We start from the raw sequence: 23,972 nt of genomic DNA, 5'->3' as shown, positions 1-23,972 counted from the left end.
GCCCACAGGGGGGTCTCAAGCGGGTGTTTCGGCGGCCGTGGTCTGATGTGCCGCCGCGGCCGGTGGCCACAGCGCAAGGTCGCCCGTCGCGGCGCCAGCCGTTGCGCGCACCAGCAGCATCGCGGCAGCGGACAGGGCGGCCGGCTTGCGGTCCGGATCCCAGGGGGGAGTAACCGTGATGTCGCAGACCAGCGCTGCCTGGGCTCCGACGGCGAGCGCGGCTTCGGCCCCCTGGACCGACTGCCGCACGTCCAACTCTGGGGTGCAGAGGATGAAGAGGTCACCCGCCCAGCGGTTCGCCTGGTCGAGATCGTCGTCCAGGCCCTGGACAAGGCGCGAGCACTCCATCTGGATCGAATGCGACGGGCGTAGGCGTCGGGCCGGATCCTCGTGACGCTCGGCGAAATACGTCGCCGTGTACGTGACGTACGGCGCTGCGGCGACGAAGGCGGGCACCCGGCGCCGGTCCGGGCCGACGATGTGGTCGAGGGCCTCCCTCATCACCTGCCGGACGACCTGCCGCGCCGGCACCGGGGTGAGGGCGCGCATCGGGATGTCGGGGTGGAGAGCGGCGAGACGCGGCGATGCCGATCCCGCGGAGCGCGCGGCCAGCACGGCCGTGCAGCGCGTTCCGATCATGCCGATTCCCTCGCCGCGGTCGTCCCCGCCGTGGCGAGGGCCCGCCCTGGACGACCGGTGCCGAACTCCGCCGAGACCAGCAGCGGGCGGGCGGCCAGCCGTCCGTGTTCGTGCACGCTGCTGGCGTGGGCGCCATAGCCGCCGAACGGCCGGTTGCCGTCCTCGATGTCGAACGTGGTGCAGTCCCGGCACACGATGCTGGTGCCGATCACGGGGGACTGGAGTTCCGGCTCGCCATACACGGACATGTACATGCCGCGGGCCAGCTCCTCCGGGGCGGTGGCCCACTGAGTGATCTGTGCGGCGTCGTCGTAGGCGCACACCAGGAACACCGGCGAGAAGAACTCCGGCGGTCGCAGACCCGGGTGCAAGTCGGCGACCACGATCGAGGGTGCGACCGTTCGGGCCGCCACGTCGACCGTCCCGCCGAACCGGACCAGGTCGCGGTGCCGGTCGAGGAACGCCGCGGCGCCCTGGACGGCGTCGTCGTAGACGAGCGGCGTCACCCGTGCCTCTGGATCGCGCCGGTCGGCGATGGGTATCTCCGCCAGGCGCTCGCCCAGATGCGTCACCACCTCGCTGAGCCGGTCCCGGTGCACGAACATCGCGTCGGGACACAGGCAGTCCTGACCGGAGTTGTAGAGCCGGCTGCGCAGGAGGTCGTGGACGGCTGCGTCGGCGCTCGCCTCGGGGCCCACGACGAAGGGGTTGGGGCCCGATCCGAACAGCAGCAGCCTGGTCCGGCTGGACACCCGGGACGCGATCTCGAGACCGTTCTCGTACCGGCCGGTGAAGATGACGCCGTCGGCCTCGCCGCACGACCGCACGAAGTCGCGCTGGGATGCGCGCGTGAGCGCCAACTGGCCTCTCCCACGCTCCCGGACAACCGGTGCGAGGATCTCGTGCACGGTCTCGATGACGCCCTTCACGCGGCTGGACGGCCGGATCTCGATGCGCCGGCAGTACAGGGCCGGGATGAGGCACATGAGCGTGTACGAGTACAGGATGTTGTTCGACGGCAAGAACACCCCGAGCAGGTCAAGCGTTTCCGGCCGGTTCCGCGCCAGTTCCCAGCGGGCCCCGGCGAGGGCCTGGATCGAGCGGTGCAATTCGTCGGAGGCGCTGTCGTGGGTGGCGATGTCGGTCAGTGCGCCGATGAGCTCGTCCTGCCGCCGTAGCATCGTGTCGATGAGGTCTTGGCAGTATTTGGCTGCATTACGATCGTCGCCGGCGTCGCGGTGAGTGAACAGGAGGAAGTTGGACGCACGGGTATGGCGGGAGTTCATTGTGATTCCCCGTAGTTCTGACGGTGAGGACAGAAGAGACCGGTGAAGCTGGCATGTATCCGAAAGGTCGCCGGAAGATTGGTCATTCGCTTCTCCGGAGGCAGAGCAAATGCCATCCGTAACAGGGCCGAGCGCATGGTAGTTGATCAACGCGCCGTCCTCCACGGCATCCCGTGAACGCTCCATCAGGGAGTGGCTGTGGGACGTCCGGCCAAGGAAGTACGCCGTCGACACCCTCGAAAGCAATGAACGTGTGGAGACTTCAAATCCCCGGCAATAAAATCCGGCTGGGGACTCGTGTGGGAGGACCCTGCACCGCTGACTCGGGACAGCCTGTTGACCCCGACGCAGAAAACCAAGACGTCGATCATCCCCTGTCGGCGGCACTGAAACTCGCCAGTTTTTGAAAAGTGCTGCGTAGTTCGCCGGACACACGTCAGGTCTCGCGCTGGGACCGCTTCCGGGCGGTCGCGCCTTGGCTGGGAACAGTTGTACGCAGCACTGTGGGTTCACGTCAAGGCTCCGCCTGAGAGCGCTCTCGGATCTTGACGAGAGGCGTCTCGGCCCAGTAGAGATACAGGCCGTGCCTGCAAGCACCTCTCGATGTTCCGGCCTGTGAGCGTCCGCAGCGTGCGAACCAGGGGCCTAGATACGCGGCGTCTCAAGGCCGCTCGAGAAGGTGCCGCGCCACGAATGCGGCGCCGAGCGCTGAGGTGTGGCGGACAGTGGCGGTTCGGCTGCCGTCAGTGCAGGATCATCGCTCCTGCGCCTGATCGCTTCAACGGTGGAAAGGACTTCACATGCTCATCCGGCCCGTAATGAGAGCGCTCTCACCGCCTCTGGCTGCGGAGTTGTCCGCATGAGCGCTGAGTCAGCGAGCCGTGCGAAGTCGCCCCTCTGGCGCGAGCCCGGCCTCTCCCGCTTGGTCGTCAGCATCGCGATCAGTCAGCTCGGCACCGCAATAACCGGCGTCGCCCTGCCCATCTTCCTGCTGGACCGGTTCGGCCTGGGACTCGACTTCGGGCTCACGCTCGGGATCCGGCTCATCCCGAACATCGTGCTCGGCACGGTCGTGTCCGAAGTGGTCCGGCGTCGGGACCCCCGCGCCGTGTCCGTCCTGGCCTCGGTCGTGAGTGCCCTCATCGCCATCGCGATCCCGTTCACCGGCGCGCTGTGGCAGATCCAGGTCCTGTCGTTCCTGATCGGCCTCACCACGATGTTTCTGGCGCCGGCCCGGCTGGCGCTGCGAACTCGGGTGACCCCGGACGGCCGCGAACTCGCATCGAACGGGTTGATCGTCACGGCCCAGCGGGCAGCCTCCCTGTTGGGCCCGGTGGTGGTCGGCCCGACCCTCGCCTTCGGGACCATTTCCATGTTGTTCTTCGCCGAGGCGGCCACGGCGCTCATCGCGTCTGGACTACTGGTGGGGCCGTTTCCCGGTCCCAAGGACAAGCCCACTTCGGTGGCCGGCGCGGCGGCGCCCAGAATGCCAAAGTCTCCCCTGGGGATCCTGCGCCGATTGTTTCTGGACAATCCTCGGGACCTTCTCGCCATCATCCGTGGCGATGGGATGGTCTTCGGCCTCACGCTCACGGCATTCACCTATGTCTTCGTCGTCGGCATGAATTCCGTCTTCGTTCCCGCTTTCGCCCGCATCCGGTTCCCGCAGATCGACGGAATGCTGGGATATCTGATCGCCGCGATGGGTCTTGGTGGTGCGGTCGGAGGTATTCTGGCCGGGCGGCTCACGCGGTTCAGTCCGGGCCTGATGTACATTCTCGGCAACGTGCTCGAAGCGGTGTGCTGGTTGCTTCTGCTTCTTGCCCACGCGCCGGCGCTCGCCATAGGTCTGCTGGTGGCCGGAGGCATTCTGGAATCCGTGGCGACGGCGGTCTACATGGCCGAGGTCCAGGCACGATTTACCGAGCGCGAACTGACGCATTACTACTCGATGCTGCTGCCGACCAACGACGTTTTCGTCCTGCTCGGAGCCACCGTGGCCGGGTTGCTGGTCGCACCGGGTCGGCTGGGTGTCTCGGTCGCGGTCATCGCTGGCGTGATGGCGTTGCCGATCCTGCTGCTGACCCGCAGCTTCTTCACCCCGCGGCCGGAACGCACCACGGCCGCCCGTCCGCAAGGAGCGGTGCCGGCCGCCGACGCCGCAGGTTGAATCCGTTCCGGCTGATCGGGACACAAACCCGACCGGTGTGTGCCGGGGGCCCGGCGTACCGCCCCGGCCAGGGTCGGCGCCCGGCGCTTGTTCCTCTCCTCCCTCGCCATGGCAGGAGGTCGGGCTCGACTACGCGGCCGCCAGAGGAGGGTTGATCGGTCTATGCCCGTTCGCTCACCAGGGAGTCGGCACCAGACGGCATCACCGCCCACGTGGTGGCGCCGGGACACAAACCGACATGACCGCCGCCAGCGACCAGCGCCGCCCATGCGGTGTGAGACGCATCCGACCGCGAGAAGGACAGAGGACCATGACCGATGACCGCGCGAGACACAGCCTGATCGAAGCCGGTCCGGCGCCGTCACGGGCCCGCGTAGTGATCGTCGGTGCCGGTTTCGCCGGACTTGAGACGGCCCGCCACCTCGCCGGGCACGGCGTGGACGATATCCTCGTGATCGAGGGCGGACCCGCCGGTGATCTACGGCATACCAACATCGTCCACGACCCGGACACCGCCGTCGACCTGTGGCTCAATCCCGGGCGGGATCGATATCACCAGCGCCCCTGGGAGTCCGGCAGTCACCGGCACTTCTCCGGAAACGCCGGCATCCGCGCGCGGGTCGGCGGCCGGTCCCTCTACTGGTACGGCGTAACCCTGCCTCTCGAGTCCTGGGCGCTGGACCTCGAGCACTGGCCGGCGGCGGTCGTCGAGGACCTCTGCTCCTCATGGCATGGCGGCCCGTCGCTCTACGAACGAGTGACCACAGAGCTCGGGCTCACCTGGTCGGACGGGACGGTTGCGTCTCCCGGCCCGGTCCGGCACCTGGGCGGATACACGTTGCGAGCAACACCCCGCGCCTCCCGTACGCACCCGGAGGTGCCGGGTCGCTGGTCGGCGTACTCACCGCTCGATCACTGGCGCGACCCGGTTACCGGCGTCGTTGGTGAGATACCCGGGTCCGTGCGCTTCCTGGTCGACAGCCAGGTGCGGAACGTGTCTTTCCGCGGCGGCCGGGCAGCTGGCGCGGTGGTGGCCGACGCGCACACCGGGCAGCCGACGGAAGTGGCTGCCGAGGCGGTCGTCCTGTGTGCCGGCACGGTGGAGAACAGCCGGCTCGCGATCCAGGCTCTGAGCACGCAGACAGGTGCCGAGCCGCGGTTGGGTGGCCTCGCCGACCATCTTGCCCAGGGCTTTTTCGTGCGCATAGACGCCGGCGCAGTGCCGCGGCCCCTGCCACTCCGGCCCGGCTCCTACTACGTGCCGGTTCCTGAGGCGCGCTGCAATCTCTTCGTGTCGCTGTGGCGGGTGTCGCGGGAGGAGCTCGTGCTGGATGTGAAGATCAACGGCGAGTTGTCTCCCGACCCGGACAGCTACGTCGCATGCCTGCCGTCGGACGGCTTTCCGTGGCCCACTCGGGTCCACGCGAGCGTATCGGCGGACGGCCGGGCGGTCGTCGCCGCGCAACGGGAGGTACTCACCGGAGTATGGTCGGCCATCGCCACAGCCTTCGGCCTCAACGGTGACCTGTCGTTCGGCGAGTACGACGACCCGCTCGCCACCAACGTCGCCGTGCTGCCACGCAACCGCGAGAAGTACCCGGTCGGCCGACCCCAGACCTGGTCCAGTGCTCTGGGCGCCGAAGACCACGACGGTGGGACGCTGCCCCTGGGCGGCGTGCTGACCGAGAACCATGAATTCGCCCGAATCCCCGGCCTGTACGCGGGTGGTCCGGCGACGTTCCCTCGCATCGGCGCGGCGAATCCCTCGCTGACCACCATGGCGCTGTCCCGCCGCCTGGCCGCAGTCCTGGCGGACCGGCTGGGTGCCGCGGTGCCGACGGGCGGGCGGCACGCATGAGCACACCCGACGTCGTGGTTGTCACCCCGACCCGCAACCGCCCGGAACTGTTGTGGCGCGCCGTGGCATCGGCCGCCGCGCAGCGCGACGTCACGATCCAGCACATCATCGTCGGCGACAACTGCCCCGTGCTGGCGGATGACGGTTTCGCCGCGCGGCTCACCCAAGCGTTCCCGCACGTCACGGTCATCAACGCCACCCCCCGGTCGCATCCGCGGGTGCAGCACGACTACCAATGGGCGCGGGTCGCGCGGCTCCGTAACCTCGGTGCGGCCGCCACGGACATTGACCTGATCGCCCACCTGGACGACGACAACACCTGGGACACCGGCCACCTCAGCTCTCTGGTGGCAGCACTGGAGGCGGTCCCGACCGCCGAAATGGCGCACGGGTGGCGGCGTTTGCTCAACGACGACGGGTCACCGTTCTACATACCCGAGGGTGTCGATCCCTGGAACGACGACGAGAAGGTCGGCGCCAAGTCGTATGCACTGCTCGTCGACGCCGGCGTCGTCGTGCCCGGATCCAACGTGCTGCGGGACCGCGTCCACTTCAACGGCGTGTTGCTGGGACGCGTCGACACGAACGAGCTCATGGTGCGCCGCCGACTGTTCGAACGCATTCCGTTCCCGGAGGAGTTCTCCCGGTGGAAGCAGAAGATCGGCCTCGGCGATGACGCTCTGCTCAACTATCTGCTGCTCAAGAACAACGTCGAGGTGGTGTGCACCGAGCAGGTCACGGTGAATTACTTCATGGGCGGCAAGTCCAACCAGGAAACGTACGCGCCGCTGGCCCCGGTGGTGCGATGAGCGGCTTCCTCACCGCGCGCGGGCTGTCCGTGACCTTCGGCCTGGTGCCGGTTCTGGACGGTATCGACCTGGCCGTCGGGCCGGGCGATCGGATGCTGATCGTCGGGCCGAATGGTGTCGGCAAGTCCACCCTGCTCAAGGCTCTGGCCGGCGAGATCGAGCCCGACGCGGGTGAGGTGACCCGACCGTCGGTCGGTTACGTGCCCCAGGAGACCGAGGTCATGGCCGGTGAGACCCTCGCCGGGTACCTGGCCCGGCGCACCGGCGTCGCGGGCGCCGCCGCGGCGATGGAGGCGGCGGCCGAGGCCCTCGCCGCCGGTGAGCAGGGAGCGGGCGACGCGTACGCCCGGACGCTCGACGCTTGGCTGGCCGCCGGTGGCGCCGACTTCGAGGAGCGGTGCGAGAAGGTCTGCGCGCGGCTCGGCCTCCCGGACATGGTCCTCTCCCGGGGCGGCGACGCCCTGTCCGGCGGCCAGCAGGCACGTCTGCGTCTCGCGGTGGTGCTGTTGATGCGCGTCGACCTGCTGCTGCTCGACGAGACCACCAACGATCTGGACGCACCGGGACTCGCGGCGATGGAGCACTACGTCGCCGGCTTTCGCGGCGGGATCATCGCGGTGTCGCACGACCGGGCGTTCGCGGAACGGATTGCCACCCGCGTCTTCGAGATCGACGAGTTCACCCGCACCGGGCGGCTGTACACGGGCGGCTGGGCGGCGTACCTCGCCGAACGTGCCAACGACCGCCACCGTGCCGAGCATGACTACGCCAAGTACGCCACTCGCCGACAGGCGATGCAGGAGCGGGTCCGGCGGATGCGCGAGTGGGCGGAGGCAGGCCAGCGGCGGAGCGCGGGCGGCGGGGGCGAGCGGGACAAGTTCATCCGGCACATGAACAGGACCTCGGCGCAAGGTGTCGACGCCAAGGCCGGTGCCACCAAGGAGGCAGCTGAGCGAATGGAGGTGGTCGAGGAGCCTCGCGAGCCGTGGGAGCTGCGGCTGTCCATCGCCGCCGCGGAACTGGGCTCGCGCATCGTCTTCTCGCTGCGCGATGCCGTGATCGCCCGCGGCGACGTGCGGCTGGGACCCTTCGGCCTCACGATCGCGGCCGGTGACCGCATCCGGATCAACGGACCGAACGGATCCGGCAAGTCCACCCTGATCCAGGCGCTGCTGGGCCGGTTGCCGCTCGTGGAGGGTAGCCGCTATGTCGGCCCCGGAGTGATCGTCGGCGAGCTGGAACAGACGAGGGCCGCGTTGCGCGGTTCCGAGCCGCTGCTCGACGTCTTCCGCCGGCGGAGCGGGCAGTCGGCGGAGGAGGCGCGCACCCTGCTGGCCAAATTCCGCGTCGGCGCCGACGTGGTCCTGCGCCCGGCCGACTCGCTGAGCCCGGGCGAACGGACCCGGACAGGACTGGCTCTGTTCCAGGCCCGGCAGTCCAACTGCCTGATCCTCGACGAGCCCACCAACCATCTCGACATCGAGGCGATCGAGCAGTTGGAGCAGGCGCTGGCGACCTATCCGGGCACCGTCCTGCTGGTCACCCACGACCGCAGACTCGCCGAGGCGGTGACCTTCACGGATGAGATCGACGTGACCGCGCTGTAGCCGGAGGGAACGAAACCTTTCGACGATCACCGGCGCGAACGCCGGGCGATGAAGGAGTGATTATGGGGGACGTACCGCTTCGGCTGGGCGACGGTGTCCGGCTGATCCAGGTATTCGATCACCACGTGCTCATCGACGTGGTGCAGTTGCAGCGCATCACCATCGCTGCCGAGTGGGTGGGCCTGTGCAAACGGGCCGCTACCGGTCGGCACGCCCGGCAGGACCTCACCGACGCGGTGGACCCGGCGCACCGCGACGCGGCCCCCACGTTCATCGCCTTCCTGCTCCAGCGTGGCTTCCTCACCGATCGCGACGGGCCGGCCGATCCGGTGGCCGGCCTGCCGGATGTCATCGCGGACGGCGAGCTCGCCTCCTACTGGCGGCCGACTGCGATCACGGCCGCCGACCTGACGCCGGGCGAGCAGCGGCTGCGGCCGGTCCGGGCGATGCTCATCGGTGGGTGTGTCGCGCAGTTCGCAGTGGACGCGCTGGTACGTGCAGGCCTGCGGCGCGGGCTGGCGATCACGCCGACCCACGAATGGCCGTCCGTCCGGGGACGGTTGCGGGAGCTCGTCGCACGGCACGAGCCTGATCTCGCCGTGCTCCAGCCAACGGTGCAGCCGTTCCTCACGGGCCTGTGGGACGACGGTGTCTTCGTCACAGCGGCCGAGCGACGGCGCCGGCTGGCTGTGACCAAGCGGGCACTCACCTCGGCGATCGCCGAGTTCGCGGAGTCGCTCGGCACGCGATTCGGCATGGTGCACAACGTGGCACCGCTAGCCGTGTCACCGTTCGGACGCTACGACTTCCGCCAGGAGATGAGCCACCGCGAGATCGTGGCCGAGCTCAACCGGCACGTGGACGAGCAGGTGCGCCGGTATCCGTCGCTGTTCGTGTTGGACGAGGAACGGATCACCGCGCGGCATGGCGCCGCGCACCTCTTCGACGACTTGATGTTCCCCTTCGGTCATCACGGCGGTCGCCCCGATCCGGCGGTGGAGGAACCCAACCAGCTCGCGGCCCTCGGCGACGCCTTGGCCGACGAGTACGTCGCGGGCTATCTGGCCCATCATGGCCTGAACCGGATCAAGTGCGTGGTCGTGGACCTCGACCACACCCTGTGGCCGGGCATCGCAGCCGACGACGGGTTTTCCTGGGTGCAGAGCGATGTCACCAGCCGCTGGATCCATCTCGGATTGCACCAGGCGCTGCGGGTCCTGCGCCGCCGCGGGGTCCTGCTGGCCACGTGCAGCAAGGGCACTGAGGCGGCGACCTTGCAGGCATGGGCGTCGGCGCCGTCGGGTCAGGTGCTCACACCCGACGACTTCGTGATCCACCGGATCAACTGGGCGGCGAAGTCGGCCAACATCGCCGACATCTGTACGCGGCTGGGCGTGGCGCCATCCGCCACGCTCTTCCTGGACGACAACCCGGTGGAGCGGGCGGAGGTTCGGCGGCATCTGCCGGGCGTGCGGGTTCCGGAGCTGGCAGTGTCTCAGTTCCGTGAGTTCCTGCTGACCGAGCCCGGCCTCGAAACGGCTGCTGCCACGCACGAGGCGGAGCAACGCACCCGGACGACGCGGGCCATGTTGCGCCGGGCCGAGCTGATCGAAGAGAGCGGCAACGACTTCCTCCGCGAACTCGACATCGCCGTCACGGTCTGGCTCGCCGTCGCTGACGACTTGCCACGCGCCGTCGAACTGCTCAATCGAACCAACCAGTTCAACACCACGGCGTGGCGTACCACCGAGGCGGAGCTTGCCAAGATGATCGGCGACGGCGCCGAGTTGTACCTCATGGCGGTGACCGACTGCTTCGCTGAGTACGGGACGGTCGGCGCCTGCCTGGTCGCCGACGCGACGGTCGTGGCGCTGGCGGTCAGCTGCCGCGTCATCGGCCTCGACGTCGGGCCGGGATTCCTGGCCACCTGCGTGAACCGGCGCACCGCCGGAACGACCGTGACCGGAAGCGTCGCGCGTACCGATCGCAACCATGCCGCCCAGGACGTCTTCGTGCGGGCCGGCTTCGTTCCTGCTGCCGACGGCGAGTTTCTCCTCGCCCCCAACGCTGACCTTGTCAACACCGCCGAGCTGCCGCAGCAGTTCACTGTACGGGAGGAAATCGCCCGATGAGCAGCCGATGGAGCACGCTTCTCATGGACTCGGCCGACCTGACCCGCCTGCCAGAGGTGCCGCTCGGTGAGGTCGCCAACCACGCCGAGTCGATCTTCGATCAGCGGCTTGGGCCCATGGCACTGTACCGCCGCTGGGAGACCCAGCAGTGGGAGGCCGAGTCCGTTCCGTTGGCGGCCGACCGAGAGGAGTTCGAGGCGCTGCCGCCGATGATCCGCGACAAGATCCGGGAACTCGTCAACACGTTCGTGGTGGGTGAGTACACCGGCCTGGACCTGCTCGGGCCCATCCTGGGCGGCTGTCCCGACGAACAGAATCTGATCTACCTGGGCACCCAGGTCGCCGACGAGTCCCGGCACACCGTCCTGCTCGCCAAGATCGCCGTCGACCTGCTGGGCATGGAGCCCGATCTGCGCTCCATGCTGCCGCTCATCTGGGCCGAAATGACGGCGGCCCACCGTGAGCTCAGCGTCGTGGAGGCGGATCTCATCCGGGAGCTGGCCGACAAACCGTCCGACTACAGCCGCTGGGTGCGGGCGGTGACCCATTTCCACCTGATCACCGAGGGCGTGCTCGCGCTCAACGCGCAACGCAACCTGATCAAAGGGCTGCGGCACCGGCAGGTCCTGCCAGGCCTGCAGGCCGGGTTCATCGCCATGGCGCGCGATGAGTCCCGGCATGTCAGCTACGGCATGCACGCACTTCGCCAGGGTCTGCGCGAGGGATGCCACGACGAGGTGATGGACGTCCTGGAGCACTGTGCGCCGCTTGCTGTCCACATCGAACAGCGGGGAACCAGGGAGACGCCACACGCCCGCCGGACCGCGCGGGAGCTCACCAGAGAACTTGAGCGCCGGCTCGTACAGCTGGACCTGCCGCGCACGTCGATCGACCACGTTCTGACCGTGGCCGCGCGTCCGTTCACGCCGCCCAGCGCCGAGCCCGCCGATGGCTGACGGGGGGCTGCTGGCCGGAAAGCAGCTGCTGATCACGGGGGTCATCACGCTCCGGTCGATCGCGTACGCCGTCGCACGGGAGGCACAACTACAGGGGGCCCGTATCGTGCTCACCGCGTATGGTCGGCCGACGCTGGTGCGCCGGCTCAGTGCGCGGCTGCCCGAGCCCGCACCCGTGGTGGACCTCGACGTGACCGACGAGTCCGACCTGAGGTCGCTGGCCGGGCGGGTGAGCGAGCACCTCGACCGCGTCGACGGGCTCGTGCATGCGATCGCCTTCGCGCCGGCGAGCTGCCTAGGTGCGGGTTTCCTCGCCGCACCATGGTCCGACGTGGCCACGACCCTGCGGGTGTCCGCGTACTCCCTGGCAGCGCTCACCGAGGCGGTGCGTCCGCTGATGCCGGCGGGAGCCTCGGTCGTGGGCCTGGACTTCGACGCCGCCCGGGTGTCACCGGGGTACGGGTGGATGGGCGTGGCGAAGGCCGGGCTCGGAGCGACGGCTCGCGCCCTCGCGGCCGAGTACGGGCCCCGCGGAATCCGGATCAACCTGGTGTCAGCCGGCCCGCTGCGGACGGCGGCCGGATCAGCTGTCCCGGGCGAACAGGCGGCGGAGGCTGCCTGGCAGCAGCGCGCCCCGCTGGGATGGGATCCCACCGACCCCCGCCCGGTCGCCACGGCGTGCGTGGCGTTGCTGTCGTCGCAGTTCTGCGCCACTACCGGCAGCGTCATTCACGTCGACGGCGGCTACCACGCCATGGCGTGACAGCCCCGCCGCCTCCCGGAGAGCCCGATGAAGATCAGCATCGTCATTCCTGCCTACAACTCGCGGCAAGCACTTGAGCTCTGCCTGCTCACCCTCGCGCACATGCAGCTTGCACCCCCGCACTCCTACGAGGTCGTCATCGTGGACGACGGCTCCGACGACGGCACGGCCCAGATGCTCGCGTCGTTCCCGGCGCGGTTCGACATGCGCTGGATCGCTCTTCCACGCACGGCGGCGTCGAGCCGGAGCGCGGCCCGCAACGCCGGCGTCGAGCAGGCGACCGGGGACGTCATCCTGATGATCGACGCCGACCAGCTCATCACGCCCGGTCTGGTGGCCGAGCACGTCCGCTATCACGAACTCAGCCCTGATCTTGTGGTCGTCGGCCGACGCGACGAACTGACCGCGGGCCCGCTCGACCGGGATCTGCTCGCCCGCCGCTTCACCATGCAGGCGCTGCCGCCGGTCGTCGCGGAGGACAGCCGCGAGGCGGTGTACGCCCACTTCTCGGCCAACCTGAACAACCTGGCGACATGCTGGCACCACCTCTACAGCTGCAACGCCTCGGTCCGTCGTGAACACCTCCTGGCCGTCGGCGGATTCGACGAGTCCTTCCGCGGTTGGGGGCTTGAGGACACCGAACTCGGCTACCGCCTGCGCCGACGGGGCCTGGCATTCGCCTACAACCCTGCCGCCGTCGTCTACCACCAGCGTGCGCAAACGGTGACCACCCGGATGTTCGCCGAGTGGCGCCGCAACCTGCGGCGCTTCTCGGACAAGCACGCCAACGCTCCAGAGATCGTGATCCAGTCCGTCCTCGGGCGCCCGGAACTGGCTTGGGAGCACTGCATGCAACGCTTCGAGTACGCCGCCAGGGCACTGGTGGGGCGGCTGCCGCGGCCCATCACGTACCACCTGCTCGAAGCGGATGACGCGAATGCCACCACCATGCTGGACCGCCTGCCATCAATGGCCGCCACCACAGATCTTCTGGTGATCGACGCCAGCACGCACGCCGAGCTGTCCGGTGCGGTGCAGTGCATCGACGCAGCCCATGAGCTCTTGTACTTCCGGCAGCCCACCGCGGGGGAACGCGCCCGGATCCTCGCCCGGCATCAGCTCACTCGGCAACCCGGCACTGTGCTGGTTGCCGAGTGAGGAACAGGACGCCTCGGCCGCCGGATCTAGGCAGCGCTGAACAGGTGTCCCGACATGCGCCGAGTGGCGTGTTGCGAAAGAGGCGTCGACCGAAGGGCGGCCGCGCGGCGCCCGGTTCGTGCTTTTGAAGGTCGGCTGCTCGAAGAGATCGGGAGAGCGTGCCGGGGCGTCGCACGGCAGGCGTCGCTTTCGCAACAGGCCCCAGTACAAGGCTTGTTTCATCCATTCATGGCTTCATTCCTGGGAGAGGAGTTGGTGCGCGTCATGCGCGCTGTTATCACCGGTGGTGCGGGTTTCGTCGGATCGCATTTGGTGGACGCGGCTCTCGGTCGCGGTTGGTCGGTCGTGGTCGTGGACGACCTGTCCTCCGGGTTCATGGACAACATCACGCGGCTGCAGGACGAGCCTCGCTTCGAGTTCATCGAGGCCGACATATGCGGTAAATGGACCGTCAACGGCCAGGTCGACTTGGTGCTGAACTTCGCGAGCCCTGCGTCGCCGCAGAAGTTCCTTGAGCGCCCACTGGAGACCCTCGAGGTCGGCGCGACAGGCATGCGTAATGTCGCCGAGATGGCCATCGCAAAGGGCGCACGTCTGATCCAGGCCTCGACCAGCGAGGTCTACGGCGAGCCGCTGGTGCATCCTCAGCATGAGGAGTACTGGGGCAACGTCAACCCGATCGGCCCGCGCAGCGTGTACGACGAGTCGAAGCGCTACGCGGAGGCGTTGCTCGGCGCATACCACCGACTCGGCCTGCTCGATGTCGGCGTCGTGCGTATCTTCAACACCTACGGCCCGCGCCAGCACGCGACCGACGGCCGCGTGGTGCCGAACTTCGTGCACCAGGCGTTGAGCGGCACCCCGCTGACCTTGTACGGCACCGGGGCGCAGACCCGCAGCTTCTGCTACGTCGGCGACTTGGTCCGTGGCATTCTGGCGCTGGCCGATCTCAGAGGGGAGTTCGGCCCGGTGAACCTTGGCAGCCAGGAGGAGATCACCGTCCTGGAACTGGCGCGCATCGTCGGCGACCTGACCGGCACCCAGGTGCATCTCGCGTACTCGGAACTGCCGGCTGACGACCCGACTCAGCGCAAGCCGGACATCTCCCGCGCCCAGGCGATCCTGGACTGGAAGCCTGAGGTCAACCTACGCGAGGGCCTGCTGAAGACGATCGAGTGGTGCTCGGCGAACGCTCTACCGACCCGCGCTGTGTGACGTGAGAAGCCGCTGCTGAACCGGCCGGAATGGTGTTCTGGGTGCGTCGGCGACGTTCAAATCCGGACCGGAGGCATGAGCATGAGAACACCGCGCGGCAGTGGCGCGCACCCCGCCATGGCCGAGTAGCCGTGCCTCGGCGCCACCGCCAGAACGCCGCTGCCCGCTCGTTCAGTTGGGGCGGCAAGACGGCGAACCTACCGCGAGTCGGAACAGTATCTCCTCCGTGATCGGGGCGCCTCCGCCGACGGGCCCTCTGCCCTGGCCCATAAAGAGCCATGGTCATGTAATCTGTGAGAGCGCTCTCAGGATCCGGCGCGGCCACGTTGTGCACGCAGGAGACGAGCGGGCCAACGCAACAGTGGGGCTTACAGAAGTCTGGGGCGTCCGCCGGGAGTTATGAAGGAACCGGTGATCAGTGGCGCATCCGCGCGGTAGCCAAGGCTCGCACCAAGCGTCCGGGGAACCGCGTGGACTGTGGGCGCATTTCGATCAACGCCATCGCCTTATTGCCCTGAGGGGGAACAGTTGAGCCAGCGAAACATGCTTTCAGTCGGAACCGCAGCGGCTGCGGCCGTGCTCGTCGGTTCGCTGGCGGGCTGCACCGCCGGGAACCAGCGCAACGCGGCCGCAGCGCCCCGCATGACTCACAACATCACCGTGGTCTCGAAAGGCGCGGCCGGCGCCGCCTCAAGGTCCAGTGGGGCTACGGTCCGAGGCTCGGCGCCCGGTGCGAGCTCCTGCCCAGGACGACCCCGTACGAGCCGTTACGTCTCCCTCAGCGGGCATGACACCCACCAGGACGCCGTCGAGCTGATCGTCAGGCCCGGGCAGTACGTCTGCGCCGACAAGAGCAACCTGGACGCCGCCCGTTTCACCACCACCGGACCGGAACAGACCGTCGTCATTTGGGAGGACGCACAGATCAGTGCCACCACCCCGGTCGTGAGCGGGAACACCGGGCAACCCATCTCGCTCCAGCGGCTGCTCACCTGGCTCGACGGGCACCAGGGTACCCTTGCCGTCTTCACTTACCAGACCGACGAAAAGGGCCGGATCAGTCGCCTCGACGAGGTCTACAACGGTTGACCAACTCCCGGGAGATGGTGCCCGCACGAACCGCGCGGCACCCCCGGGGGAAGATCCGCCCGTCGGCACCCGCGGTAGTGGGATGGGCCAAGCAACCTGTGCTGCGGCGCGGTGCCTGTCCGGTCGGCTGCTGCCGGGCACTGGCACGAAGGTCGTCGGTCAGGACGGCAGAGTTCGTCGGGTTCCCCTGACGATGCCGATCAGGGGAACACCGATTCAGCGGCGCCCCCGTCGAACCAGCCGGACCGCCGATGCCGCTGAGCGCCCGGGGGCGTCGGCCCGAGGAGCCGTAGACGCCGTAAGAAACCGCCGTAGCCGCCCGTGGCATGGTGTTCAGGTGGCGTCCGGCGGGCGGGACGCCAGGCGAGATAGGGCCGAGCGCCCCAGATGAGGACCGCCTCCGCGATGAGCAGCCCGAGGTGGTCCCCGGCGTGATCGAGCTGTTCGGCGGCGTACCGGCAGTGCGTGCAGCTCGCGATGTGATGCTGGAGATCGGGCACCAGGTGGGTGCCTCCGCGCTGGACTGAGACCTCCAATAGCCGGCTGAACCGCAGACACGTCTCGTCCGGAGCGAGGTCACGGTGCGCCGCGACGCACGCCTGCCGGAAGAGGGCACGGGAGGACTCCAGCCTGATGGCAGCCGTCTCCGGGGCGAGTCCGAGGAGGGCGGTCGGCACCTCCACTCCCTCCGCATCGACCTCGACATGCCACAGCAGGCACCGAGCCGCCAACGTCCTGGCCCTGGGCAAGGACGCCGTCTGGGCGGTCGACGTCGCGGACGGCATGGCCGCCCTGTGGATCAACATCCTGCCCAACCACGGCCGGCAGCTCGTCTGCATACCCGGCCTCGCGGTCAGCCGGGCCTCCGCCGGCTATCGCGGCACCGGCAAGACCGACGCCACAGATGCCACCGTCATCGTCGACCAGGCCCGGACGCGCCGCGACCTGACCGTGCTGCGGACAGAGGACGAACAGGTCGTCGAACTACGGATCCTGACCAGCCGACGGGCCGACCTCGTCGGCGAACGCACCCGGAAGATCAACTGTCTGCGCGGCCAACTTGCCAGCATCTTCCCCGCCGTGGAACGGGCGCTGGAGCTGGGCAATCTCGGCCCGCCGATCCTGTTGAGCGGCTACCAGAACCCGGCCGCCCTGCGCCAAATCGGCCGCAAGCGTGGAAACCTCGCTGCGCAACCGTAAGGTCCGCGGCGCCGAAGCCCTGGCCGCGGCTGCGCTGGACGCCGCCGAACGCCAGCACACCGCCCTCCCCGGTGAGAAGATCACAGCCCAGGTGATCCACGCCCTGGCGAAGGAAGTCCTGGACCTGAGCGAGGAGATCGCCGAGACCGACAAGCTCATCGAGGCCCGATTCCGCGCTCACGACCTTGCCGAGGTGATCGGCAGCATGCCCGGCATCGGACCGCCGCTGGGCGCCGAGTTCCTGGCCGCCACCGCCGGCGACCTCAGCCGCTTCGGCACGCCGGACCGGCTGGCCAGCCTCGCCGGGATCGTCCCCATCTCCACGACGGTCCCGACGTCACCGTTCCCCTGGCCTATAACGTGACGTTCACGGTGGGGAATTGGCGGCTGACCGTCGACAGAAGGCAAGCGGCACACCCTGGCCGTCCTCGCCCTGGCTCGCCGACGCGTCAACGTGCTGTGGGCCGTGATCCGTGACGGACGACGCTACGACCCTGCAGTCCCCGCTACAGCTGCGGCTTGACAACCTCATTGGGAGGTCAGGTCAGGAGCATTTTCCGCGTTCTTGATCAGCCCTCGGACAGCCACATTGCGAAACCGCTGGGCCAGATATCGCCCCGAGGGCGCCCTCGCGGCGCACGGACCGCTCACGAGTGTCTTGCTGGTGTGTCTCGTCGCCAGAGAGCCGGTGGTTTGCCGTAGCGGTGCTTGAACGCGCGGCTGAATGCAGCCTCCGACGTGTATCCGACGTTCTCCCCGATGAACCCGGCTGGAAGGGAGGTGTCGCGCAGCAGGTCGGCGGCGGCGTCGAGGCGTACATGCGCGAGGTAGGTGGCTGGCGGCTTTCCCACCCGAGCGACGAACCGGGCAGCGAACGCTGACCGGGAAAGGCAACACGCTCGGGCCAGCTCCTCGACTGTCCAGCGGTGGCCGGGGTCGCGATGGATAGCGCTCAAGGCCGGACCGATCTCGGGGTCGAGGGCGCCGGCGAGCCAGTTCGGTTCGGCGCCCGTGCCAGCAGCCCAGGCGCGCAGAATCTGAATGAAGAGCAGATCGAGAATGCGAGCCACCATCACCGCCGATCCCTGAGAGGGCGATTGCATCTCGAGGAGGAGCATCCTGCGCGCCACTTCGAGTCCTTCGAGCGCTGGGCCGCGGGCGCCGCGCAGAATGATCACGGCCGGGAGGCTCGCAAGCAGGTGGCTCGCCTGCGGGTCGCCGATCGTGAAGGTTCCACAGAGCCAGCGCGCTGGCTGGGGAAGGGGTGCGTCGTGCCCGGATGCGCCGACGCTCGCATGTGCGCGCTCGCCTGCATCGCTGATGCGGTGTGGATCGCCGCGCGGGAGCAGGATGACATCGCCGTGACTCGCGCGCTCGACATGCGGAGCGCCGTCGATCCGAAGCAGGACCTCGCCCTCGTCAACGATGTGCAGGGTGCCGGTACCGGAGAAGCCGACCGAGAACGTGCGCAGCGGACCGTAGGCAGCGATCCGTTCTCCGCTCAGACGGACGGTCCGCAGCAGCTCCGAGAGCAAGTCGTACGGCTGACCATTCACGTCAAGACCGAGCGCCGCGTCCTCAAGCCCAGGAGGATCGGCAACCCCGTGCTGCGGCCGGAGTAAATCGACCTGCGACGCTGGACGATCGGCAAAATCTACCGGCGGAACGATCATGGCCGCCTCCCGTTCCGCTGCCTAGGCTCGACAAACAGCGAGTGAGTCGTATGGGCCCGGGCCCACGCTGGGGCGCTGTCCACCACGTCCGTTGGTGAGGCAGCCGCGCCACCGGACGTTCGGCCCACACCATCGACCGGATCGGGTCCGCTCATTTGCATCAACGAAGAATGACAACCGGGAGGCCATCCGTGACTGAGCAGGGCAAGCCGACCAAGATCAGCTTCATCTATTCCAACCCCACCGACCCGGACGCGTTCGAGACGGCTTACCCCGAGCAACTCGCGCTGGCGCGGAAACTCCCCGGTCTGACTCGGCTGCAGACGTCGAAGGTCTGGCCGAAGGAAGACGGCAGCCCGACACCGGCGTACCGGCTGCTGGACCTGTACTTTGCCGACTACGCGGCGGCCAGCGCCGCCGCCGCAGAGGCGGGTTCCCTTGTCGCCGCTACACGCGAGCACGCCACCGGGGGCGTAGTGATCGCATTCGCGGAGGTCCTCGAAGACGCCTAACCCGCGATCTTGCTCAACGGTCCGCCGACTGAGTCGGCGGACCGTTGCGTTTTCTATGGATGGTGGAGGGTGAGCCAAGGGCCCGAGTTTCGCCTCGGGTGGGAGCCGGGTGGTCGTGTCAGCCAATGTGGTGTTGGCCGCCTTGACCTGCGCCTGCACGTCCGGTGTGGAGTTCTGGGAGTTGTAGGCGTAGATCTTGATCTGCTGGGCGATGTTGGCCTCGTCCCTGCCGTGGGTCGGAGCCCTCGAGGACAGCCCTTCATGCGCCTGCGGCACCCTGACCAACCGTCCGCCCACCAGCTGACCGTTGTTCTGGACAGCACTGCCCATCCGATCCGTCCTCTTCATGCGTCTGGAACACAACGCCTGGCGCTCGGCCCCACCGCCGAGAAACAACAGACATCAACCCATCTGACGGTCGGCTGCTGGCCGCACGACCACGCATCAGAGCCTGTCGTCCCATCGCGTTCAACGTGAAAACGCTCTCAAGAGGAGCCATATTCTGTCGTTGCCTGACTGGACAGGTCAAGGTTTCGTCCCGAATCGATGGTCGATGGATCCCGCCTGCATCCGTGGGTTCCTGTCCTGTTCGACCAGTTCAGAAGCGCTTCACCGCGACAGACTGTCAATTCATGAGGCTTGGTCAACTCACCTTCACGAGATGAACATGTTGTGTATTTGTGAGCGCTCTCAGCCATAACTGTTGACGCGTTCCGCGAAAACGAGCCACAGTGACGCACCACAGCGACGCAAGCACTCTTCCGTGGGAGCCGTTGTCTCCTGGTCCCGGAGCCGCTACCTCCCGTTCCCTCTCGTGGAGGCCATCTCTTGATACACCGCAAGCGCTTCACCAACCGTCAGCACGCCCGCCGTCCCTCCAGGCCGCTCAAGGCCGCGCTCGGGGCACTGAGCGGTCTCGCCCTGCTCGGCGCCGGCCTGTACGGCATTGCCAGTGCCGACGAGCCGTCAACCCCCCACAGATGGCACCGCGTCTGGAGCGACGGCTTCTCCGGTGCGGCCGGCACCCTGCCCTCCAGCGCAAACTGGAACATCGACACGGGGACCAGCTACCCCGGCGGCGCCGCTCACTGGGGCACCAACGAGGTCGAGACGTATACCTCACACACCGCCAACCTGCAGCAGGACGGCAAGGGGCATCTCAAGATCACGCCGGTTGAGGACGCCAACGGCAACTGGACCTCCGGCAGGATCGAGACCAAGCGCAGCGACTTCGAACCACCGGCCGGAGGCAAGCTGCGCATTGAGGGCCGTATCCAGGTACCCCGCGTCAACGGTGCTGCAGCCGAAGGGTACTGGCCGGCCTTCTGGACTCTGGGGGCACCCTTCCGGGGGAACTTCACCAACTGGCCGGGCATCGGGGAGTTCGACGTCATGGAGAACGCAGGCGGAGTCAACAAGGTGTCCGGAACCCTCCACTGCGGCACCGACCCCGGCGGCGCCTGCAACGAGACCACCGGCCTCGGCGCCAGTCGTTCCTGCCCCGGCACGTCCTGCGCGGGCAACTTCCACACCTACGCCTTCGAGTGGGACCGCAGCACCTCCCCGCAGGAACTGCGCTGGTACGTCGACGGGGTGCAGTACCACTCCGTGAAGGAATCGCAGATGGACGCGGCCACCTGGAATGCGGCGACCGGTCACGGCCACTACCTGCTCCTCAATTTGGCCATGGGCGGCGCCTTCCCCGACCCCGTTGCCGGTCACGCAACCCCGAATTCGGCCACCAAGTCCGGCGTGCCCATGCTCGTGGACTACGTGTCCGTCTACAGCTCGGAAGGCACTACCGGGAGTACCGCGTCCGGTAGCGGCGCGACGGGCTGAGCACGTCGTCGAGTGAACGCGCCGCCGTCGGCGACGGCGAGGGCGCGATGGCACCGGGCATGGGCGGGGATTGGCCCTGTGGCAGCCGGAACGGAGGAATCTCGCGTGGCCGCCGCGCGTGACCCTGAGCGTGAAAGGAACACCCGGTGACGGACGTGCCGAATCTGAACACGCCCCAATCCATCCATCGTGTCGACCACTCGGACGAGGACCTGTCGCGTCAGTTGAGAGGTGCCGCGGGAAGGAAGCAGGCGCCCTGGCCCTACGAGGAACTGCTGGTCCGCCACTGGCGGCCGGTGTTCGAGTACGCCGAGTTGTGCACAGTGCCGGGTGCCGCCGCGGGCGTCCTCGCAGCGGCGGCGTTCACCCGAGTTTTCGTCGACACCCTTCGACTGGCCGGGCCCACGGCCGCCTGGCGGCCCGAACTGCTGGCCACCGTCCACCGCGTGGCCGCGGACTGGGCGCAAGACCCAAGGCGCGGCGCATGTCTCCACCCGGATCTCCGCTCCCGTTACGGGCATGCGGGTGCCCGTCCGTCCATCCCGGAAAACCGCCGACTGGCCTACCAGGCCTTCCAGCGGCTGGTGGAGCCCGCTCGGTGCCTGCTGTGGCATGTCGAGGTCGATGCGGAGGGAGTGGAGGTGCCGACCGCCCTCCTCGGACTCGCCCCGGAGACGGCTGCCATCAGGCTGGAGTCCTCCCGTGCCCTTTTCCGGCAGGCGTGCGTCGCGGCGCACCGTGACCTCGCTCCGGACGAGACGTGTCTGCGGTTCAGCCGGCTATTGGAGGTCTCAGTCCAGCGCGGAGGCACCCACCTGGTGCCCGATCTCCAGCATCACATCGCGAGCTGCACGCACTGCCGGTACGCCGCCGAACAGCTCGATCACGCCGGGGACCACCTCGGGCTGCTCATCGCGGAGGCGGTCCTCATCTGGGGCGCTCGGCCCTATCTCGCCTGGCGTCCCGCCCGCCGGACGCCACCTGAACACCATGCCACGGGCGGCTACGGCCAGCGGCTCGGCACCCATCGTGGACCGCCATCCGGTCGGTTCAACGCAGGCGCCCCCGATTCTGCACCCCCCTTATCGGCGTGAGGGGGCCTGACGGATTCGTCCTTGATCGAAAGGAATTCGAGAACATGACATTCATCAGACGGACTATGGCCGCGGGTGCGCTCTGCCTTATCGCGCTCACCTCCGTGGCCGCCGGCAGCGCGCCGGCCGCGGCGCTGACCGCATCGAGCGTGAGGCCCTGTTCGCCGGACGGGATATGCGACGCCCGGCTGTTTGGCACCACCAGCTTCACCGTCAACGACGGGACCTATGTTCACCGCTTCACGTGGCTCGGGGGTCATGGCGACGACGACATGGTCTGGCAGGAAGACGTCTCCTTCTGGGGCATACCGACCAACAGCTACACGTTTTCCTGCGGGAGTTCCGGTTGCCCAGCGAATGAGTAGGAAGACCTCGGCGTCAGCCGCGTAGGGCGGGGACTGGCGCGACGGCTGGTGTTGCAGGCCATGGCCGAGGTCTCCGGCGAGCAGCAGAGTGTAGCGGACCGCCTTGGGGCTCTTGAGGTGTAGCAGTTCCATCGCGGCGCCAGCCAGGGCCACCAGCAGCGCGAGGCGGGGAGCGAGACGGGCGGCCAGCGCGGCGCACGTACGGATGATCAATGCGGGCCGGCAGGCGGTGATCAGGAGGCGGGCCCGGGCGGGGCCGCTGCGGCCTCCTTGCGGATCGACTGCTCGGCAATCCGCCCGGCCTCCGCCTGGTCATACGCCACCGACTCGCTCTCGGACCAGGCCCCGGTGATGCCTGGCCGTACGCTCCGCCCGGTACACCGGCAGCGTGCCCTCCGGCAGCTCCACCTGCCGCCGGACGAACTCCACATCGTTGAGTATCGCCATGCTCAGCAGAGTACGAGGAGGGGAAGCGGCTGCCAGCCGGAGTCGGGATCCGTGTGGCGCCGCCCTGTCCGCCAGCCTCGACCGCGTGGACGCCGAGCCCGACGAGAACGGGATCTTCCACGTGGGAATGGAACGCTCGCCGGTGACCGGCCCCGGTGTGGCGCTGCTCGCAGCGGTCACAGTGCAGCGGTTGGGCCGGCGCCCCGAGGACTGCGCCTTCCCACTCCTCACCCCTCCTGCTCAGGCAGAGGCGGCGCCACCTCTGGCCGCGTGACAACGAAGCAGCCGGAATCACTCACCTGAATCCAGGCAGCCATCCCTCCCGCCACACAGCAACGCCCCCTGACCGGGTGTCATCACCAGGTCAAGGGGCGTTTCCCGTAGGCCGCGTGGGACTCGAACCCACAACCAACAGATTAAAAGTCCTGGCGGGATCTTGTTGGGTGGTTCCGGACGCTGTGTCGGTGTCCGGAACCACTGGTCAGGGCAGGTGCTGCCCCGTGCTTCGTCCACACCGAGATGGTCTCTGCCGGATCATCCGCTCACGCATCGCTCACGCATCCCGACTCGCGCAATGAGAGGGGCCTGCGCACCGGACGCCGCGTGGAGGCCCCTTTCACACGGGCTCAGAAGCTCGTCAGCGTCCCCGGCAGATCGAACGTCCGGGACGTCCCCTTGTTCAGGTCCACCACGGCTGCAGTGTTGTCCGAGACCATCACCCAGCCATCCCGCGTGTGCCGCAGCAGGGACGAGCTGTCCATGCCTTTGACCGTCACGCGCCGCAGTTCACGCCCGCTTCTCCGGTCCAGCTCGATGAGATCGCTGTCCTCCCCGAAGTTCACCGCGATCACGACTGTGTTCTTCGACGCCTGCAAGGCATCGACCCGTCCGCCGACTGCGCTGACCACCGTTGCCTCGTCTGCGTTCTTTAGGGTCACTTTCACCGTGGTTTCCTGGCTGTTCCGGGTGGGGGTACCGGCCAGGACTGGGGTGCCGGCTGGACATGCAAGTTGCTGCACCTGCACGCCGCCGGTCTCCCTGTCAATCCCCTGGTTTCGTAGAGACCTCTCCTATGCGGCCTGGCACCTCTGGTCGCTCTTCTTGCGTGCTGCGGTGACGGTCCGTTCGAACTCTTCCGGCGGCAGGCCGCCGGCCGCGCT

21 protein-coding genes and 1 pseudogene are annotated in these 23,972 nt (G+C 68.1%); 16 read left to right on the top strand and 6 right to left on the bottom strand.

Annotation, left to right across the window (positions count from 1 at the left end; all coding sequences use genetic code 11):
- Positions 1-15 precede the first annotated feature (15 nt).
- Positions 16-639, bottom strand: coding sequence for a hypothetical protein (locus tag LJ657_RS42935; RefSeq protein ID WP_232655142.1), 624 nt, complete (start codon positions 637-639; stop codon positions 16-18).
- Complete coding sequence (locus LJ657_RS42930) at positions 636-1,820, bottom strand: aldehyde dehydrogenase family protein (RefSeq protein WP_232655141.1); 1,185 nt, start codon at positions 1,818-1,820, stop codon at positions 636-638. Before LJ657_RS42930 ends, LJ657_RS42935 begins: the two co-directional genes overlap by 4 nt.
- A gap of 1,027 nt (positions 1,821-2,847) precedes the next feature.
- Between LJ657_RS42930 and LJ657_RS42925 the strand changes: the two genes are divergently transcribed.
- From LJ657_RS42925 to LJ657_RS42880, 10 genes are all read left to right on the top strand, one after another.
- A complete protein-coding gene (locus LJ657_RS42925; protein ID WP_232655140.1) occupies positions 2,848-4,095 on the top strand; it encodes an MFS transporter in 1,248 nt (415 codons plus the stop codon).
- Between the two features lie 310 nt (positions 4,096-4,405).
- Positions 4,406-5,953 carry a GMC family oxidoreductase gene (locus LJ657_RS42920; RefSeq protein WP_232655139.1) on the top strand — a complete coding sequence of 516 codons (1,548 nt, stop codon included), beginning with the start codon at positions 4,406-4,408 and terminating at the stop codon, positions 5,951-5,953.
- Positions 5,950-6,762 (top strand): glycosyltransferase family 2 protein, encoded by an 813-nt coding sequence (locus tag LJ657_RS42915; RefSeq protein ID WP_232655138.1) that lies wholly within the window; start codon positions 5,950-5,952, stop codon positions 6,760-6,762. The genes LJ657_RS42920 and LJ657_RS42915 overlap by 4 nt, the downstream gene beginning before the upstream one ends.
- Positions 6,759-8,369 (top strand): ABC-F family ATP-binding cassette domain-containing protein, encoded by a 1,611-nt coding sequence (locus LJ657_RS42910; RefSeq protein ID WP_232655137.1) that lies wholly within the window; start codon positions 6,759-6,761, stop codon positions 8,367-8,369. Before LJ657_RS42915 ends, LJ657_RS42910 begins: the two co-directional genes overlap by 4 nt.
- A 62-nt stretch (positions 8,370-8,431) precedes the next feature.
- Positions 8,432-10,501 (top strand): HAD-IIIC family phosphatase, encoded by a 2,070-nt coding sequence (locus LJ657_RS42905; RefSeq protein WP_232655136.1) that lies wholly within the window; start codon positions 8,432-8,434, stop codon positions 10,499-10,501.
- Entirely contained in the window at positions 10,498-11,457 is a 960-nt protein-coding gene (locus LJ657_RS42900) for a ribonucleotide-diphosphate reductase subunit beta (protein ID WP_232655135.1), read from the top strand. The genes LJ657_RS42905 and LJ657_RS42900 overlap by 4 nt, the downstream gene beginning before the upstream one ends.
- A complete protein-coding gene (fabI, locus tag LJ657_RS42895; RefSeq protein WP_232655134.1) occupies positions 11,450-12,220 on the top strand; it encodes an enoyl-ACP reductase FabI in 771 nt (256 codons plus the stop codon). Before LJ657_RS42900 ends, fabI begins: the two co-directional genes overlap by 8 nt.
- A 27-nt stretch (positions 12,221-12,247) precedes the next feature.
- A complete protein-coding gene (locus LJ657_RS42890; protein ID WP_232655133.1) occupies positions 12,248-13,378 on the top strand; it encodes a glycosyltransferase family 2 protein in 1,131 nt (376 codons plus the stop codon).
- Positions 13,379-13,606: 228 nt separating this feature from the next.
- Complete coding sequence (locus LJ657_RS42885) at positions 13,607-14,593, top strand: NAD-dependent epimerase/dehydratase family protein (protein WP_232655132.1); 987 nt, start codon at positions 13,607-13,609, stop codon at positions 14,591-14,593.
- 543 nt (positions 14,594-15,136) lie between these two features.
- Positions 15,137-15,682, top strand: coding sequence for a hypothetical protein (locus LJ657_RS42880; protein ID WP_232655131.1), 546 nt, complete (start codon positions 15,137-15,139; stop codon positions 15,680-15,682).
- 200 nt (positions 15,683-15,882) lie between these two features.
- On the opposite strand, the gene LJ657_RS42875 is transcribed toward LJ657_RS42880, so the two are convergent.
- A complete protein-coding gene (locus LJ657_RS42875) occupies positions 15,883-16,359 on the bottom strand; it encodes a hypothetical protein (RefSeq protein WP_232655130.1) in 477 nt (158 codons plus the stop codon).
- A gap of 49 nt (positions 16,360-16,408) precedes the next feature.
- Between LJ657_RS42875 and LJ657_RS49435 the strand changes: the two are divergent.
- A pseudogene (locus tag LJ657_RS49435) lies at positions 16,409-17,405 on the top strand (IS110 family transposase); the annotation flags it as partial.
- A gap of 124 nt (positions 17,406-17,529) precedes the next feature.
- Here the strand turns inward: LJ657_RS49435 and LJ657_RS42860 are convergent.
- Complete coding sequence (locus tag LJ657_RS42860; RefSeq protein WP_232655127.1) at positions 17,530-18,555, bottom strand: AraC family transcriptional regulator; 1,026 nt, start codon at positions 18,553-18,555, stop codon at positions 17,530-17,532.
- A 191-nt stretch (positions 18,556-18,746) separates the two neighbouring features.
- On the opposite strand from LJ657_RS42860, the gene LJ657_RS42855 reads away from it, so the two are divergent.
- From LJ657_RS42855 to LJ657_RS42840, 4 genes are all read left to right on the top strand, one after another.
- Complete coding sequence (locus tag LJ657_RS42855) at positions 18,747-19,067, top strand: EthD family reductase (protein ID WP_232655126.1); 321 nt, start codon at positions 18,747-18,749, stop codon at positions 19,065-19,067.
- An 828-nt stretch (positions 19,068-19,895) separates the two neighbouring features.
- Positions 19,896-20,906 carry a glycoside hydrolase family 16 protein gene (locus LJ657_RS42850; RefSeq protein ID WP_308117134.1) on the top strand — a complete coding sequence of 337 codons (1,011 nt, stop codon included), beginning with the start codon at positions 19,896-19,898 and terminating at the stop codon, positions 20,904-20,906.
- 146 nt (positions 20,907-21,052) lie between these two features.
- Positions 21,053-22,000, top strand: coding sequence for a hypothetical protein (locus LJ657_RS42845; protein ID WP_232655125.1), 948 nt, complete (start codon positions 21,053-21,055; stop codon positions 21,998-22,000).
- A gap of 44 nt (positions 22,001-22,044) precedes the next feature.
- Complete coding sequence (locus LJ657_RS42840; RefSeq protein ID WP_232655124.1) at positions 22,045-22,365, top strand: hypothetical protein; 321 nt, start codon at positions 22,045-22,047, stop codon at positions 22,363-22,365.
- A gap of 312 nt (positions 22,366-22,677) precedes the next feature.
- On the opposite strand, the gene LJ657_RS48410 is transcribed toward LJ657_RS42840, so the two are convergent.
- Positions 22,678-22,812 carry a hypothetical protein gene (locus LJ657_RS48410; RefSeq protein ID WP_269787584.1) on the bottom strand — a complete coding sequence of 45 codons (135 nt, stop codon included), beginning with the start codon at positions 22,810-22,812 and terminating at the stop codon, positions 22,678-22,680.
- Between the two features lie 85 nt (positions 22,813-22,897).
- Between LJ657_RS48410 and LJ657_RS42835 the strand changes: the two genes are divergently transcribed.
- Entirely contained in the window at positions 22,898-23,086 is a 189-nt protein-coding gene (locus LJ657_RS42835; protein WP_232655123.1) for a hypothetical protein, read from the top strand.
- Positions 23,087-23,438: 352 nt separating this feature from the next.
- On the opposite strand, the gene LJ657_RS42830 is transcribed toward LJ657_RS42835, so the two are convergent.
- Positions 23,439-23,837, bottom strand: coding sequence for a hypothetical protein (locus tag LJ657_RS42830; protein WP_232655122.1), 399 nt, complete (start codon positions 23,835-23,837; stop codon positions 23,439-23,441).
- Between the last annotated feature and the right edge of the window lie 135 nt (positions 23,838-23,972).

The sequence above is a fragment of the Streptomyces guryensis genome, from assembly GCF_021261325.1.
Taxonomy (GTDB): Bacteria; Actinomycetota; Actinomycetes; order Streptomycetales; family Streptomycetaceae; genus Streptomyces; species Streptomyces guryensis.
The sequence above is the reverse complement of the archived record's forward strand: the minus strand, read 5'-3'. Positions and strand labels throughout refer to the sequence as shown.

Excerpts from the sequence above, each read along its gene's own strand:
- LJ657_RS42935 (WP_232655142.1), bottom strand. The coding sequence starts at position 639 with ATGATCGGAACGCGCTGCACGGCCGTGCTGGCCGCGCGCTCCGCGGGA.
- LJ657_RS42930 (WP_232655141.1), bottom strand. The coding sequence starts at position 1,820 with ATGCTACGGCGGCAGGACGAGCTCATCGGCGCACTGACCGACATCGCC.
- LJ657_RS42920 (WP_232655139.1), top strand. The coding sequence starts at position 4,406 with ATGACCGATGACCGCGCGAGACACAGCCTGATCGAAGCCGGTCCGGCG.
- LJ657_RS42915 (WP_232655138.1), top strand. The coding sequence starts at position 5,950 with ATGAGCACACCCGACGTCGTGGTTGTCACCCCGACCCGCAACCGCCCG.
- LJ657_RS42910 (WP_232655137.1), top strand. The coding sequence starts at position 6,759 with ATGAGCGGCTTCCTCACCGCGCGCGGGCTGTCCGTGACCTTCGGCCTG.
- LJ657_RS42905 (WP_232655136.1), top strand. The coding sequence starts at position 8,432 with ATGGGGGACGTACCGCTTCGGCTGGGCGACGGTGTCCGGCTGATCCAG.
- LJ657_RS42900 (WP_232655135.1), top strand. The coding sequence starts at position 10,498 with ATGAGCAGCCGATGGAGCACGCTTCTCATGGACTCGGCCGACCTGACC.
- fabI (WP_232655134.1), top strand. The coding sequence starts at position 11,450 with ATGGCTGACGGGGGGCTGCTGGCCGGAAAGCAGCTGCTGATCACGGGG.
- LJ657_RS42890 (WP_232655133.1), top strand. The coding sequence starts at position 12,248 with ATGAAGATCAGCATCGTCATTCCTGCCTACAACTCGCGGCAAGCACTT.
- LJ657_RS42885 (WP_232655132.1), top strand. The coding sequence starts at position 13,607 with ATGGCTTCATTCCTGGGAGAGGAGTTGGTGCGCGTCATGCGCGCTGTT.
- LJ657_RS42880 (WP_232655131.1), top strand. The coding sequence starts at position 15,137 with ATGCTTTCAGTCGGAACCGCAGCGGCTGCGGCCGTGCTCGTCGGTTCG.
- LJ657_RS42860 (WP_232655127.1), bottom strand. The coding sequence starts at position 18,555 with ATGATCGTTCCGCCGGTAGATTTTGCCGATCGTCCAGCGTCGCAGGTC.
- LJ657_RS42840 (WP_232655124.1), top strand. The coding sequence starts at position 22,045 with ATGACATTCATCAGACGGACTATGGCCGCGGGTGCGCTCTGCCTTATC.
- LJ657_RS48410 (WP_269787584.1), bottom strand. The coding sequence starts at position 22,812 with ATGGCGATACTCAACGATGTGGAGTTCGTCCGGCGGCAGGTGGAGCTG.